General features: G+C 59.4%; 14 protein-coding genes and 3 pseudogenes. 7 read left to right on the forward strand and 10 right to left on the reverse strand.

Annotated features, from left to right (window positions below; translation table 11 throughout):
- Nucleotides 1-114: 114 nt before the first annotated feature.
- The 6 genes and pseudogenes from JQ624_RS33520 to JQ624_RS33545 form a co-directional block, all read right to left on the reverse strand.
- Entirely contained in the window at nucleotides 115-798 is a 684-nt protein-coding gene (locus JQ624_RS33520; protein ID WP_212423168.1) for a CBS domain-containing protein, read from the reverse strand.
- 796 nt (nucleotides 799-1,594) lie between these two features.
- Nucleotides 1,595-1,702 (reverse strand): tautomerase family protein, encoded by a 108-nt coding sequence (locus tag JQ624_RS39815; RefSeq protein ID WP_409334404.1) that lies wholly within the window; start codon nucleotides 1,700-1,702, stop codon nucleotides 1,595-1,597.
- A gap of 116 nt (nucleotides 1,703-1,818) precedes the next feature.
- Nucleotides 1,819-2,529 (reverse strand): SDR family NAD(P)-dependent oxidoreductase, encoded by a 711-nt coding sequence (locus JQ624_RS33530; protein ID WP_212423184.1) that lies wholly within the window; start codon nucleotides 2,527-2,529, stop codon nucleotides 1,819-1,821.
- An 88-nt stretch (nucleotides 2,530-2,617) separates the two neighbouring features.
- Nucleotides 2,618-3,100 (reverse strand): annotated as a pseudogene (locus tag JQ624_RS33535) (LysR substrate-binding domain-containing protein); the annotation flags it as partial.
- A 56-nt stretch (nucleotides 3,101-3,156) separates the two neighbouring features.
- Nucleotides 3,157-4,668, reverse strand: a complete 1,512-nt coding sequence (locus tag JQ624_RS33540; RefSeq protein ID WP_212423170.1) for a serine hydrolase — start codon at nucleotides 4,666-4,668, stop codon at nucleotides 3,157-3,159.
- A gap of 387 nt (nucleotides 4,669-5,055) precedes the next feature.
- On the reverse strand, nucleotides 5,056-5,475 hold the full coding sequence (locus JQ624_RS33545; RefSeq protein ID WP_212423171.1) for a VOC family protein: 420 nt from the start codon (nucleotides 5,473-5,475) through the stop codon (nucleotides 5,056-5,058).
- A 479-nt stretch (nucleotides 5,476-5,954) separates the two neighbouring features.
- Between JQ624_RS33545 and JQ624_RS38915 the strand changes: the two are divergent.
- Nucleotides 5,955-6,161 (forward strand): annotated as a pseudogene (locus JQ624_RS38915) (hypothetical protein); the annotation flags it as partial.
- Here JQ624_RS38915 and JQ624_RS33550 read toward each other — a convergent pair.
- Nucleotides 6,104-6,343, reverse strand: coding sequence for a helix-turn-helix domain-containing protein (locus tag JQ624_RS33550; RefSeq protein ID WP_212423172.1), 240 nt, complete (start codon nucleotides 6,341-6,343; stop codon nucleotides 6,104-6,106). The pseudogene JQ624_RS38915 and the gene JQ624_RS33550 sit on opposite strands and share 58 nt — an antisense overlap.
- A 78-nt stretch (nucleotides 6,344-6,421) precedes the next feature.
- Here JQ624_RS33550 and JQ624_RS38920 point away from each other — a divergent pair.
- The 5 genes and pseudogenes from JQ624_RS38920 to JQ624_RS33570 form a co-directional block, all read left to right on the forward strand.
- Nucleotides 6,422-6,523, forward strand: a pseudogene (locus JQ624_RS38920) (SOS response-associated peptidase); the annotation flags it as partial.
- Entirely contained in the window at nucleotides 6,520-6,780 is a 261-nt protein-coding gene (locus tag JQ624_RS33555) for a hypothetical protein (protein ID WP_212423173.1), read from the forward strand. The pseudogene JQ624_RS38920 and the gene JQ624_RS33555, both read left to right, overlap by 4 nt.
- Before the next feature lie 464 nt (nucleotides 6,781-7,244).
- Nucleotides 7,245-7,421, forward strand: coding sequence for a hypothetical protein (locus JQ624_RS33560; RefSeq protein ID WP_212423174.1), 177 nt, complete (start codon nucleotides 7,245-7,247; stop codon nucleotides 7,419-7,421).
- Between the two features lie 282 nt (nucleotides 7,422-7,703).
- The gene (locus JQ624_RS33565) at nucleotides 7,704-8,138 is read left to right on the forward strand and encodes a hypothetical protein (RefSeq protein WP_312014533.1); all 435 of its coding nucleotides are present in this window, start codon (nucleotides 7,704-7,706) and stop codon (nucleotides 8,136-8,138) included.
- 277 nt (nucleotides 8,139-8,415) lie between these two features.
- Nucleotides 8,416-8,622 carry a hypothetical protein gene (locus JQ624_RS33570; RefSeq protein ID WP_212423176.1) on the forward strand — a complete coding sequence of 69 codons (207 nt, stop codon included), beginning with the start codon at nucleotides 8,416-8,418 and terminating at the stop codon, nucleotides 8,620-8,622.
- 627 nt (nucleotides 8,623-9,249) lie between these two features.
- On the opposite strand, the gene JQ624_RS33575 is transcribed toward JQ624_RS33570, so the two are convergent.
- Nucleotides 9,250-9,453: a cold-shock protein gene (locus tag JQ624_RS33575; protein ID WP_212423177.1), complete on the reverse strand. Its 204-nt coding sequence runs from the start codon at nucleotides 9,451-9,453 to the stop codon at nucleotides 9,250-9,252.
- A gap of 216 nt (nucleotides 9,454-9,669) precedes the next feature.
- Here JQ624_RS33575 and JQ624_RS38925 point away from each other — a divergent pair, with 216 nt between their 5' ends.
- Complete coding sequence (locus tag JQ624_RS38925) at nucleotides 9,670-9,882, forward strand: PRC-barrel domain-containing protein (RefSeq protein WP_249130269.1); 213 nt, start codon at nucleotides 9,670-9,672, stop codon at nucleotides 9,880-9,882.
- A 271-nt stretch (nucleotides 9,883-10,153) separates the two neighbouring features.
- On the opposite strand, the gene rocD is transcribed toward JQ624_RS38925, so the two are convergent.
- Nucleotides 10,154-11,368, reverse strand: coding sequence for an ornithine--oxo-acid transaminase (rocD, locus tag JQ624_RS33580; protein ID WP_212423178.1), 1,215 nt, complete (start codon nucleotides 11,366-11,368; stop codon nucleotides 10,154-10,156).
- A gap of 386 nt (nucleotides 11,369-11,754) precedes the next feature.
- A complete protein-coding gene (locus JQ624_RS33585; protein ID WP_212423179.1) occupies nucleotides 11,755-12,534 on the reverse strand; it encodes a class II aldolase/adducin family protein in 780 nt (259 codons plus the stop codon).
- Between the last annotated feature and the right edge of the window lie 202 nt (nucleotides 12,535-12,736).

The raw sequence follows: 12,736 nt of genomic DNA on the forward strand, positions 1-12,736 counted from the left end.
TTGCCATGATCAAATTTGAATTGCCGCGAGACCGGAGTAGTCCCCGAGGCGTTCAGCGGTCGCATGTTCAAGAGCAGAAAGCCCCGACCGTACCGGGCTTCGGCGGTGGGGCAGTTAGGTCCCGGAAGTTTGCGGCGCGATGCCCAGATGATCCGATACCGACTCGATCCCGGGCGTTGCCTCGGCCGCAACGCGAACGGCGGTTTTCTCATCCACGCTGTAGACAAATCCCCAGAGATCGGCGCAGCGGTCATTGACGATGATATTGAAGGGTCTGCCCGCCCACGGCTGATCCTTGATGCTGTCGACGAAGCGTTGATGCAGCACGCGGTCGCTTTCAACCCAACCAGTATTGTAGTTGGCGCGTGCCAGGACTTGCAACAGGTTCACACGGCTGACGATACCGACCACCAGTTCGCCCCGAACGATCGGCACCCGCTTGATGCTGTGCTTCTCCATCAGGTTCGCGATTTCCCGCAACGGTGTTTCCGGCTGCGCCGTTATCACCTCACGCGTCATCACATCGCTTACCCGTTTGGCGCGCGACTTGACGAACTCCTTCGCCAGCGCGTCGCTTGAGATGAGTGTTTCGCCTTCCCCGGAACGGCGCCGTTCGGTACCGATCTCGACGCGCCGGATCAGATCGCCCTCCGAAACGATGCCGACCAGCTTCGCGTAGATATCGATGACCGGCAGCGCGCTGACGCAGCTGCTGACCATCGCATTCGCCGCGATTTGAACGGGGATATCGGGGCCAACCGAGATAACCCCACCTACCATCACGTCCCGCGCTTGCATGTCCAGCCCCCTTTGTTTGGGCGGCCGCAGCCTAACGAGAGCGCGAGAGAATCGTTTGAGCTATGTCAATCCAGCGTTGCGGAATGGGCAATCAGACCCGCCAAGCCGTCCGCAGGTGTGCGGCAATCGAAATGCTCCGACTTGGAGGGCAAAATTGATCCAGATCAGCAAACTATATTGTTCATGCCCGAGGCCTGCTGGACCGTTAGGTGAGACGAGAGGGCGCACTTGATACAGTTCAGCCATTGTTGACCTCGACGAACTAGCGAAAGGAGCGTGCTCGAGAGCCGCGCCGAAGGTGCCGGACCGCGATGAATGGTTGTGTAAGATGCGATAGCGGGGCGCTCACTAATGTTGCTAGCCCGCCGATTTCTACTTTGGGCTACGCCACTGCCCTCTCGTCACCAAACAGCAGTTTTCCCTGGCGGAGCATTGGTCCAAAGAGGGCTGCCACAACCACGAGAGCGACACTCGGCTGCGAGATCAAACACGGAGATTAGCGGATCAGCATTGCAGCACCTGCTGCGGGTAACAATGCGGGAATAAAGGATTGCGAAAACGCTTTTCGCATCAATGGGTTATTGCGTTTGGTGCGCTCGGAGGGCGGTCGCATTTGTCGTAATTTCAATGACTTGCGGAGATGGACCAAGAGTTTAGGTGCGTTTCAGACGCAAAGATCGCCTTCCAGAAGGCCCCCCGGGCGGCGACTGGAATGCATGTCAGCCGGCGCGCTACCGTCCGCCGGCTGCAAACAAATTGAAAAACACTAGGCGCCGGATGCCTTTGCGAGCTTCTCTCAATATTCGGCGACTGGCAGACCGCCCCAGCCCCAGTTCTCCATCTCGACCTCCTCGATGACAACAAAGGTCCCTTCCAGCGGCTTGTTGAGGACATCGAGCAGCAACTGGCTTGCTCCCTTGATCAGAGCCGCCTTCTGCTCTGGCGTAACGGAGGTTGCCCCCAGGCGCGGTACCCTCGCGTGACCTGAATGGTGATGATCGGCATGGTGGTGATCCTTTGCTAGTGCCCGGCGCTCTGTCCGCCGTCGACATGCAGGATCTCGCCGGTCACGAAGCCCGCGCCTTCGAGATAAAGCACCGCATCGACGATATCGCGCATTTCGCCCATCCGTCCGACCGGATACAGGTTCGCCAAGAATTTGTGCGTCTCCGGTCCGTGCATCGGCGTCTTGATGATGCCGGGCGACACGGCGTTCACGCGGATACCCTTCTTTGCGTATTCGATCGCAAGAGACTTGGTTGCCGCGTTCAATCCACCCTTGGTCAACGACGCCAGCACCGACGGCACGCTGCTGTTGCCCTGATCGACGAGGCTGGTCGTGATCTGCACGATGTGACCCGAGCCCTGCTTTTCCATTTCCCTGGCTGCGCGTCGGGTGACGTTGAAGAAGCCATTAAGATTGGTGCTGAGGATGTTGGAGTAATCCTCGTCCGTGTAGTCGGTGAACGGCTTGGCGATGAAGATGCCGGCATTGTTCACGACCGTGTCGATGCGGCCGAAGCGCTCGAGCGCCTGCGACACGATACGTTCCGCGGTCTTGGGGTCGGCGACATCGCCGGCAACCGTCACGACGTCCGGATCGGACGACGGCTTGATCGAACGGGAACTCGCGACAACGCGGTAGTTGCGGTCCCGATATCCCTTGACCAGGGCTTCGCCGATACCCTGCGATGCGTCGGTGATGATCGCGACTTTCTGCTCTCCACCTATGAGGGCCTCCATGATGCTGAGACGGCGACCACCGCCGCCTCGTGACACCATGGAGGCTAGATCGATCGCGGATCGTAGCGAATACACGCTATTCGGCAGTCACTCTTCCGCGGCGCGAACGAATAGTTTCGGCGCTGGCGCTTCCCTTTACGTTTCCCTTGGCCTCGCGCGACAACTGCTTGAAATAGCGCTTGAAGCGCGGCACGGCGAAATCGACGAAGGCGCGCACCTTCGGCACGGAGAAGCGTCCTTGTGGCGCGAGCACGTGCACCGGCAACGGCGGATGCTCGTCCTTGTCGAGCAGGATTTTCAGCCGTCCGTCCCGGATCTGCTCGGCAATGTGATAGGAAAACAGGCGGGTGACACCGTTGCCTTCCGCGGCCGAGGCCACCGCCGCGCGCACCATATTGAGCATGAGCCTTGGCGTGAACTGCACCGTCCTCGGCACTGAAGAGTTTTCCACAGGCGGAAAGCTCCAGGAGTCCTGACCGAAATGCGTCATTGAAACGATCTGATGCTTCGCCAGATCAGCCGGCTCGTTGATGACCGGATGTCGGGACAGCATGATTGGCATGTCTCATTTCCCAACAGGTGGACCGATAGACTCGTTGGCGCGATTCTAAATTTTTACTTTCCCCGCTCGTTGTGCCCTCTGTTGTCCAATTCTTGGGCCCGGGCCTTTTGTGCTTGTGGCACCGCCTCGATCAACAGCGCGAGCGCTTTGCTGAAGCCTGAATCGGCGTAAGATGCGCCCCGATAGTGCCCGAGACGCGCGACGACGAGATCGTGCGAGGGAATGATCAGCGTGATCTGCCCGCCAGCGCCCGCCATGTAATAGGCATCGCGTGGGATTGGATATTGCCCGTCGCCGTTGAGCCAGAAAAAGGCTCCATAGATCGGCCGATTGTCCGCGGCCCAGGCGGGCGCAAGCGTGCTGACGAATGTGGTGTAGCCCTCAGGGAGAATGCGCTCACCGTCCCAAACGCCCCCCTGAAGAAAGAGATTGCCAAGCCGCGCCCAATCGCGCCCGGAGCTCACCTCATAACCTTGCCCCAGAAAATTTCCGAACGGATCAGTTTCGATGACCATGGTACGGATGCCGAGCTTGTCGAACAGCGCCCGCTGAGGAAATGAGAGATACTCCTCGCCGCGTTTTTCGACACCGAGCCGGATCAGGTAGTTGATCAGGACCGGATCGGTGTTGCGATAGCGTCCGACCGTGTTGGGAGGCCATTGCAATGGCCGTGTCGCCGCGTAGTGAAAGGCATCGATACCGCCGGTATAAAGGTAAACGTGATCCGGGTAAGGCCCCGTCGGGTCGTAGTCCGGGTCTTGGGGCGCCCTGATCCGAAGCCCGCTCGACATGCGGAGGAGATCGGCGACGCGTATTTTGGCGCGCGCGTCGCCGGGCGTTTGCCATTCAGGAATCGGTGCTGGCTGGTCCAAATCATAGACGCCGTCTTTGACTAGAATGCCAAGGAGTGCTGCCGTAACGCTCTTGCCCATCGACCAGCTTTCGAGCGGCGTCTGCGACGTAAGACCCTCCGCGTAACGCTCGGCGATGAGGCGGCCTTTCCACGTCACGACGAACGCCGCGGTCAATGCCTCGGCCGGTTGGAATGCGGCATTCACAGCAGCTTTGAGTTTTCCCGCATCGATCTCTGTCGGCAGCGGCTCCTGCGGCAGCATGTCGCCCATGGGCCACGCTTGGGTCGCGGGATCGGGCAAACGGCTCTTGACGGCGACCGGCTCGAAATTCACGGCGCTCTGGCCGATCGGAAGCGTGACGCACCCCTGGCTCCCGAGATATTTGGCGGTACGGGTCACGCCGCTAGGAAGCGTGACATAGACCTCCTTGTTGGCGCGATCGATCACGGGCTTACCGAACTTTGCACGTAGCCCGTAGGGCGCAGTGAAAAACCCAACATTTTCGGCCGCGAAATCGGGTGCCAGGCCGGTCAGGAACACGGCTGAGCACATTACCTTCGCAAATCCGGCGGCATGATGCGTCAAGGGATCGCCTGGCGGCGGCACATAGGGCGTATCGAGTTCGAATGATTTCGCGCGAGCGATGAGCACCTCTCTGGTGGGAGCCTGCGCTGCCGCCGCCCCGCCGGTGAGAGCCACAAGAATGATCACCAGAAGACACCTATTCATGATCGCTCCCGCGATAAACGAACGATGATCGTTTGGTTCAATGTCTGCGCATGCAACACATCAATATGCCCTAACGCGTAGCTGAGTGGGAGTATGGGCTAGCCCTCGCGAGCAGGATATCAGATGCGAACCAACCGCGCGGCCGCTGGCCGGGGTTTAAACACTATTCCGGTCCTCCCCTGGAAACGGACATCCTCAGGGCCGGTCGCCATGTCTCAAAGGTGTCAACATGCGACATGGCGGCGACTTACACCTAATTTCTGCACGGGCTAACCCGTTAGAACTGATGGATCGAATTTTCGGTGCAGAATTGTTGATTTCTGCACACCGGGCCGCAGGTCTTTTGAGAGGCGGATCGGGTGAGCTCGGTCAGCCCACCTTGTCGCCCGAAGGAATCGCGGACATGTCCATCCACATCGCTCCCAAAGCATGGCCGTCGGGATCAGCGAGGTCGCGGGTGTACATGAAGCCATGGTCTTCTATTGGATTGATGTCGGCGGTGCCGCCATTTGCGGCGGCTGCGCCGTTCATCGCATCGACAGCGTCGCGGCTGTCGCACGACAGAGCAAGCATCACTTCGCTCGACGTTTTTGGTGGGATGGGGCGGCTTGTAAAGGTGCGCCATTTGGCATGGGTGAGCAGCATGAAGTTGATCGCTTCACTCCACACCATGCACGCAGCCGTCTCGTCGGTGAACTGAGGATTGTTCTTGAAACCGATGGCTTCGTAGAAAGCCATGGACGCCTTGAGGTCGGTGACCGGCAGGCTCACAAAAATCATCTTGCTCATCACTCTTTCCTTTACCTGTTGGGATGCCAATCTCCAGCGAGTGGCACAAAGGGCGCTAGTCCCTGCTTAAAGACGATTGAAAGCCCGCCGAACCGACATCGAGTGTTGTTGCGTTTTCTGCAATTCTAATGGCCAAGATGGCTTGAATTTTGCACCTAAGCCAAAGCAGCGCGAGGTCGGTTCAGGGGTCATTAGCGGACAGGCAAAGCACCGACGCCGAGGTCCGCTTTCGTTACGACACGGCCTCAACGCTCTTCATCAGGATGCACCCACTTGTACGGCGCAATCTCCCCCTGCTCGGTCAACTTGATCGTGCGAACGGGCGGCTTGTAACGGCACGCCGCAGGATCGGCATCGGAACGACCGCTCTAGCTTCCAGATCGGCGTGTCGAGCGCCCCGCGGATCGCATCCAGCGGCATGCTTGCTCGTGTCTTGCATCGGCAGCATTCGATCTCCAGCCAGCCGTAACCGCCGTTGCGATGTTTGGACGCGCGCCCCGTGGGATGAGGCCAAAGCGCTGCAGCGGCCGTTGCCGGACGATGCGCTCACGTCGGTGATGCGCGGCGGGGACAAGGAAGACAGGGCTGCAGCATGGCGGATAACGGTGGAAAACGCTGGCGCTGCTGATCAATGGAGGCGGCGCTCCCAGCACAGCAGCCACTCCGGCATCACGTCGAGCGCATGACACAGCTTTATCAGCTCGATCGGGTACAGCCGCGCGCGCCCGCGCTCCCAGCTCACGATCTGTGCCTCACTGTAGCCCGTCAGTTCGGCAAGCTCGCGGCGATCCATGTGGGCCTTGGCCATCGCACGCGTCAGGCGCTCGCCGATCCGTTGCTGCTTGGCAGCGCAATTCTCTTTAGGCATCGCCGCGCTTCCCTCTGTCCGACTGTAGCCTACACCAAAATGTTAGGAGACGGCAGACTTTCCCGCGCCAAAGGATGCGCGCCGTGGGATGAGGCCAAGGCGCTGCAGCGGCCCTTGCCGGACAATGCGATCAGGATCGTCGCTCGAGGAGCAGAAAAGGAAGACAAAGCCGCCGCATGAAATACGCCGCCACCCGCCCCTACGCCGAGCCCGAAAAGGCGGCGCGCCGGATCCTCGAGATCGCCAACGCCGTCGAGGTACTGCAGGGCCGCATCCACATTGAGAAGGTCAACGAGACGTTTCTGTTTCGCGATGGCGGCAGTCCGGCGGAATATGGCGCCGGCATGAAACTCGTCATTGAGCGGGGTTGGCTAGTGATGCACGAATCTGGAACCTTCGTCATCTTCACTGCGGCCGACGCCGAGCTGTTCGCCTAGAGCCACCCGATAGGTAGAGTTTTGTTCGCCCAACGCAGCGCGGGCGTCTGGCATCGATGGCTAGTTGGGCGGGAATAGCACGTACAGCACGAGCGCGACCATTGCCGCCGTGGTGATGACTTCCAAGACGATCGCAAAACGAGATCGCTGCATAGCGCGCGGGGCTGACGTGCGGCCGGACTTCCGTAGTGCGGGCCTGATGAAACGGCTCTGGCGGGGCTGGGGGCTAATGTGCCAGAGCCGTTCCTCAAGATGCTCTCTTTCGAGCGCCGAATCACCATGCCAGGATAAAGTGGCAAAACCGTGTGAGCGCCCGAGCGCCATTTCGTTTCATCGTCGCGAAGCTGTAGCCCTGAAGCATTACGTCAGGGAGGTGGCCCGATTCATACTTGACCACGGAGGGTGAGCACAGGAGACTTCAGTTTTTCGGCCATCAATTTTCGAATGGTAATTAGGAGTACAAAATGATTGACGAGAATTTTGCTCGGCTTCGAACGCGTCGCGGCAACATTCAGCGCTATCGCCACCTGTTAGAAACCAGCCTGACCGACTTCGAACGCGAGTTTGTTTCCAAGCGGCTTGCGGAAGAGCTGTCCGCCTTGGAAATGCTCTCTGCGACGATGCCAACAAGACCATTCTGAGATTCACGAGCACAGCCTAACCGCAAGCTGCAACGAAGGTCCGGCGTACGACGGTTCCGGACGACATACGCCGGGCCCCCTCACCACTGCCGGTCACGCTTTGATCTTCAAGCAAATGACGGACTGTGGTGAGGCCTTCGGGCTTCACAGGTACGGCGTACAACTGTTTAACCATCCGTTAACCATAGCTATTCATGATGCTGCTCGTGTGTGTTCGCGACGAGCTTGAACGACATGGCGCAGCGTAATTCCAGAGCGTCAGTTGGAGGGGAGGAGGACGTCGTGAGCTTTCCCTCACCGCTAGCACCAGACAAGGGAGCAACGGCCCTCGATCTGGTATATCAAGCGGCCGATGTGTTCCGCGGTATGGAGAAGCACGCCCGCGATACCGAAGCCCGTGCCCAGTCGCTTTGCACAAGCGCCTTAGAAAGGTTGCGGCTTGCCGAAATGCGAGCGGAGGCCGCCGAGCGGGCACAACGTGAACTCATCGTCACCGCCGAACGTAAGCTGCAACATGCGTGCCGAGCGCTGGAACAAGCCCGGTCCTGTATTGAAGCTCAGAAGGATAAGTTGACGGCCGTAGAGTTTCGTGCCGAAGTTGCTGAAGCCGAAGCGCGACAAGCCAAGGAGGCGCTCGCGCTCGTTGAAGAGGCCATTCGCAAGCGTCTGCTTTGCGCAAACCCGGATGCTGATGGCAGGTTGACAGCGGTAGCCTGATCCATTGCGATTGCCATGGCTCACTGGGTGCTACCGTGGCAGGCACGAGCGAACACCCCTGCTGTGAGCTTGACGGCAGCCGCCTCCTTTAAGCCAACCATTTGAAATCGGGAGGCGCATGGGTCGAGGTGCAAGTACGGGCGTACCGCGCGCGCCAATTCAAAATGACAGAGCCGAATGATAACTAGCTATTAACCAAGTTGGATTATCTGGACAGTTGGGCATTCGGGGCGCGTGTGCCGGCTTGCGGGCCGGCCGGTAGTGTAGGCGTGGACCCATGGCCCTTGACCCCGAAGAGTTCGTCACCCTGACAAATCACGGCTCGATGAAACTGCGCGCGGCCGTATTGCGCGCGATGACGTTGCTGCCCAAGGAACGCAAGCGGACAACAATCGTCCGCGAGGGTGAACCGGCGATCCTGAATTTCGAGCAGATCAAGAACCTTGCGGCGCAGTGGGACGAACGGCTCGTGCCAATCGACTGACTAGTTTCCCTGCGCTGGTTTCAGTCGGGTCGCGCTCCCAAAAGTCGGCCCGTGCACGGCCCTCACGCCAGTGATGCGTCACTTCCAGTGTTTTCGTTTGCTCCTCCAACCGAAGCGGAACCGCTGGGGCGATGGGGCGGCTGAAGCGCTGGATTTCGCTTACCTTCTTTCCACCACTTTGGAAGATCCATTTCGCGGTGCAGGTTTCGGCTCTTTTCTTATGATGCTTAAAGCTTGAGGTATCGGCGACTAGCCCACGAACTTGCAGGGACGCTGTAGATGGAAGGACCGATCGGTCGATAGGCGCGAGCTTCCGAAGATTGCACTGGCACCACCAATGTCGCCCATGTGCTTGGAGCGCGCGTAGCGAACACCATCTCGGCCAGCGGTCGGCGCAAACAAGCCGGACATCTGACAGCAAGCGATCAGGTCATGGCGCCGGCAGTCCCGCCTGGCGCATTGGAGTGACGACCCCAGTCCATCTCCCAGCTGGGGCCGTTTCTTTCCCAAACGAAAAGCCCGGCTTTTGGCCGGGCGATTCGCAAACATTCCGAACGTGATGAAGCGAACACCTTAGGTCAGAATAGCCACAAGAGTCTGTTCGCTTTGTCACCTAGGAAATTGATTTTATCCGACTCTCAGATTTTCGGCAGACGTCTTGCCACGGTTGCTCATTTCTTCGTAGCTCACCTTAGCACCCTCATTGAGACTACTCAGTCCCGCTTTTTCGACTGCCGAGATGTGCACGAAGACATCCTTGCCACCGTTGTCGGGTTGAATGAATCCATATCCCTTCGTTGGGTTAAACCACTTCACAGTACCTGTTGCCACTGACGATCTCCCATTGAGCAAGGGTGACAGCCTAGATCGATAGCGTTGTGCCCCGCAACCCTCCCCTAAGGCCAATAAAGCTCCCGCACCATCGGCCTAAGCTATAGCTTAAACTCTTGATGACCCGGTCCTGTGTCGGAGCGAGAGTGAGGGCGCGCGTCCAGAGCGTCGACGACGAGATCCGCAGCCCCCGCATGGCCTGATTTCGGAGGCACCATGCCTACGGCGAAACTCCATGCACTTACAATCCTTGGCGCGCTCGATGAGGCCCGGTCAGAGCTTGTCGGCAAGGCCGTAGTACTCACTGATGGAAAGGCCGGGACAGTAGAGAACGTTTGGCTTGACGAGTTGCACGGCCTACGAATTTCGATCAGGGGCCACGATGGAAAGTGGCCCGTCTCAACGATCAAATTCGCGCAGACCGGCTGAACCGGCTAAAGGCCGAAGGACTGTTTCGAACCAGCTTCGCATCGGACCGACGGTTTCGTCATCAGCGATCCCCCGCGCGAGAGATCGCCGAGCTGTATCCCTCCATCAGCAAGCACTCGACACCAGTAGCTCGGGGAAGGGAAATAGCTCAGTAAGCGCGTGCATCCGCACGTGAGTTCTAAAATGGGTTTTCGGTATACCCAGAAGATGAGGCATGCGGGCGTCTATTGAGACCAACAGAACGACGGCAATCGGCGGCGCTGGCCAGCAGTCACGAGAAATCCTGCCACAAAGTGGCGGCGATCTGTTCCAGCGCCCAGTCGACCTGATCGCTGGAGATAACGAGCGGCGGGGCGATGCGAATCGTGTGCCCATGTGTGTCCTTGGCGAGGATGCCTCGGGCCTGCAGGGCCTGACAGTAGCGACGTGCACCGCCTGCTTCCGGCTGAAGCTCGACGGCCAGCATCAGCCCGCGTCCGCGCACTTCCCGGATCGTGTTGCTGCGGATGCTGCTCAGGCCATCGAGAAAGCGGCTGCCCTGGGCGGCTGCGTTCTCGATCATCCCTTCCTCGACCAGCACGCGCAGCGCGGCCCGAGCCACCGCACAGGCCAGCGGATTGCCGCCGAAGGTCGACCCGTGCTGGCCAGGTTTCAGGGTGCCGAGCACCGCGTTGTTCGAAAGCACGGCCGACACTGGGTAAAAGCCGCCGGACAACGCCTTGCCGAGCAGCGTGACATCCGCCTCGATGCCCTCGTGCTGTTCCGCGAGCAGCTTGCCGGTGCGGCCGAGCCCGGTCTGGATCTCGTCTAGAATCAGCATCACGTCGTGCGCAGTGCAGAGTTGGCGCACTGCTGTAAAGTAATCTGGCGGTGGGATGACGACGCCCGCTTCTCCCTGAATCGGTTCGACCAAAAAGGCGACCGTGTTTGGCGTGATTGCCTCCTTCAGCGCCGTGGCATCGCCGAAGGCGATGATCTTGAAGCCCGCCGCGAAGGGTCCGAAATGGTCACGTGCCGCCGGGTCGGTGCTGAAGCCGATGATGCCAAGGGTGCGGCCGTGAAAATTATCGGCGCAGACGATGATCTCGGCCTGCCCGTCCGGCACCCCCTTCACCTCATAGCCCCATTTGCGCACCGACTTGATCGCACTCTCCACCGCTTCGGCGCCGCTGTTCATCGGCAGCACCTTGTGGGAGCCGGTCAGCGCCGCGATCTCTTCGTAAAAGGGGGCCAGTTGGTCGTTGTGAAAGGCGCGCGACGTCAGTGTCAGCCGGCCCGCCTGCTCCACCATCGCGGCCAAGATCTTCGGATGGCAGTGGCCCTGATTCACCGCGGAATAGGCGGAGAGGCAATCGAGGTAGCGATGGCCCTGCGTATCCCAAACAAAGACGCCCTCGCCGCGCGACAGAACGACGCCGAGCGGTTCGTAGTTCCGGGCGCCAAAGCGCGCTTCCCTCGCGATGAAATCAGTGACCGATGGATCCATGTTTCGTCACTCCAGTTGGAGCGAACTGGCAGGCGATGGGCTATCGCCATTTACCAGCCTGCGAATGCCCGATGATCATCAAGGTACCAAAGGTATTTTGCTTGCGGACGCATTGGGTGACGGCCGTTTGGGGCCTGCCCAAGGGCGGTCGGCGCCCCAATTCTCCTCGCGCTGCATGATCCCTCCAGCGAGACAGCCTGTCTAGTTGTATACCGACGACTTTCGCTCTACCCTCATAAACAGACATCGTTGCCGTGTGCCGACATGTCTCAAAGGTGCCAGTTTCGGACTCACACACCGCAGCAAGCCGGATTAGTCCGGTCAGTGGCGAGGGTTTGGCCAGACCCGCGGCTATGGCCTTTCGTCTGGCCACCGACACGCAATAGCTAATCCCTAAATGACGGGTCCAGCCGATCCAGCTTGCGAAGGAGTGCTGGCCAGGCCAGTGCGCCGGGGCCGGCCCCACGACTGGCTTTATTCGCAGCCATCAGAAAGCCGTCGAGAACGGGCTGCGGGATAGGGATCAGCTCGCTGCCACCGGATTGCGCGCGGACCTGAATCATGCAGCTCGCTTCAAAAAAGTACATGAATGCGAATGCGTCGGCGATCGAGGCGGCCGCGGTGAGCAGGCCGTGATTGCGCAGCATCAGGAAGTTCTTATCGCCGAGATCGCGCACGAGGCGCGGTTTTTCGTCCTCGTTGAGCGCGAGGCCCTCGTAGTCGTGATAGCCGAGTCTAGAAAGCACGCGTAACGACTGTTGCGAGATCGGCAGTAGGCCGTTCTTCTGCGCGGATACCGCGACACCATTGGGCGTATGAGTGTGCATCACGCATAATGCGTCCAGGCGCGCAGCGTGCACCGCGCTGTGAATGGTAAAGCCGGCGGGATTAATATCATATTCCGAGGGCATCACCTTGCGGCCTTCAAGATCAACTTTGACCAGCGAAGACGCGGTAATCTCCTCGAACATCCAGCCGTATGGATTGATGAGGAAATGGTGCTCGGGTCCCGGCACGCGAGCGGAGATGTGGGTAAAGACGAGATCATCCCAGCCGTAGAGTGCGACCAGGCGGTAGGCTGCAGCAAGGTTGACGCGTACTTCCCACTCATCCTTGCTGACTTGATCGCGGACGCTGAGGGAGGTCTTCGGGTTAGCGACGCTCATGGCAGTCTCCTTCTTGCTGAAGTGTGCAAACCATACATTGACCGAACCGTTCGGACAATTAAGGAGGCTTTTCAAACGATGTCCGATGTGGGTCAAACTGAGAAGTCCGGGCGTTCAACCGGCAGGTCGGCTTTACCCCCAACTCCGGACATGGCCTTGCACCGCGCAAACTGACGCTTTGTGCCAATTCCGGACTCTTCCA

The sequence above is a fragment of the Bradyrhizobium sp. AUGA SZCCT0283 genome (assembly GCF_018130385.1).
In the GTDB taxonomy this organism is placed as follows: Bacteria; Pseudomonadota; Alphaproteobacteria; order Rhizobiales; family Xanthobacteraceae; genus Bradyrhizobium.

Excerpts from the sequence above, each read along its gene's own strand:
- JQ624_RS38925 (WP_249130269.1), top strand. The coding sequence starts at position 9,670 with ATGCCTACGGCGAAACTCCATGCACTTACAATCCTTGGCGCGCTCGAT.
- JQ624_RS33585 (WP_212423179.1), bottom strand. The coding sequence starts at position 12,534 with ATGAGCGTCGCTAACCCGAAGACCTCCCTCAGCGTCCGCGATCAAGTC.
- JQ624_RS33550 (WP_212423172.1), bottom strand. The coding sequence starts at position 6,343 with ATGCCTAAAGAGAATTGCGCTGCCAAGCAGCAACGGATCGGCGAGCGC.
- JQ624_RS33560 (WP_212423174.1), top strand. The coding sequence starts at position 7,245 with ATGATTGACGAGAATTTTGCTCGGCTTCGAACGCGTCGCGGCAACATT.
- JQ624_RS33555 (WP_212423173.1), top strand. The coding sequence starts at position 6,520 with ATGAAATACGCCGCCACCCGCCCCTACGCCGAGCCCGAAAAGGCGGCG.
- JQ624_RS33520 (WP_212423168.1), bottom strand. The coding sequence starts at position 798 with ATGCAAGCGCGGGACGTGATGGTAGGTGGGGTTATCTCGGTTGGCCCC.
- rocD (WP_212423178.1), bottom strand. The coding sequence starts at position 11,368 with ATGGATCCATCGGTCACTGATTTCATCGCGAGGGAAGCGCGCTTTGGC.
- JQ624_RS33545 (WP_212423171.1), bottom strand. The coding sequence starts at position 5,475 with ATGAGCAAGATGATTTTTGTGAGCCTGCCGGTCACCGACCTCAAGGCG.
- JQ624_RS33570 (WP_212423176.1), top strand. The coding sequence starts at position 8,416 with ATGGCCCTTGACCCCGAAGAGTTCGTCACCCTGACAAATCACGGCTCG.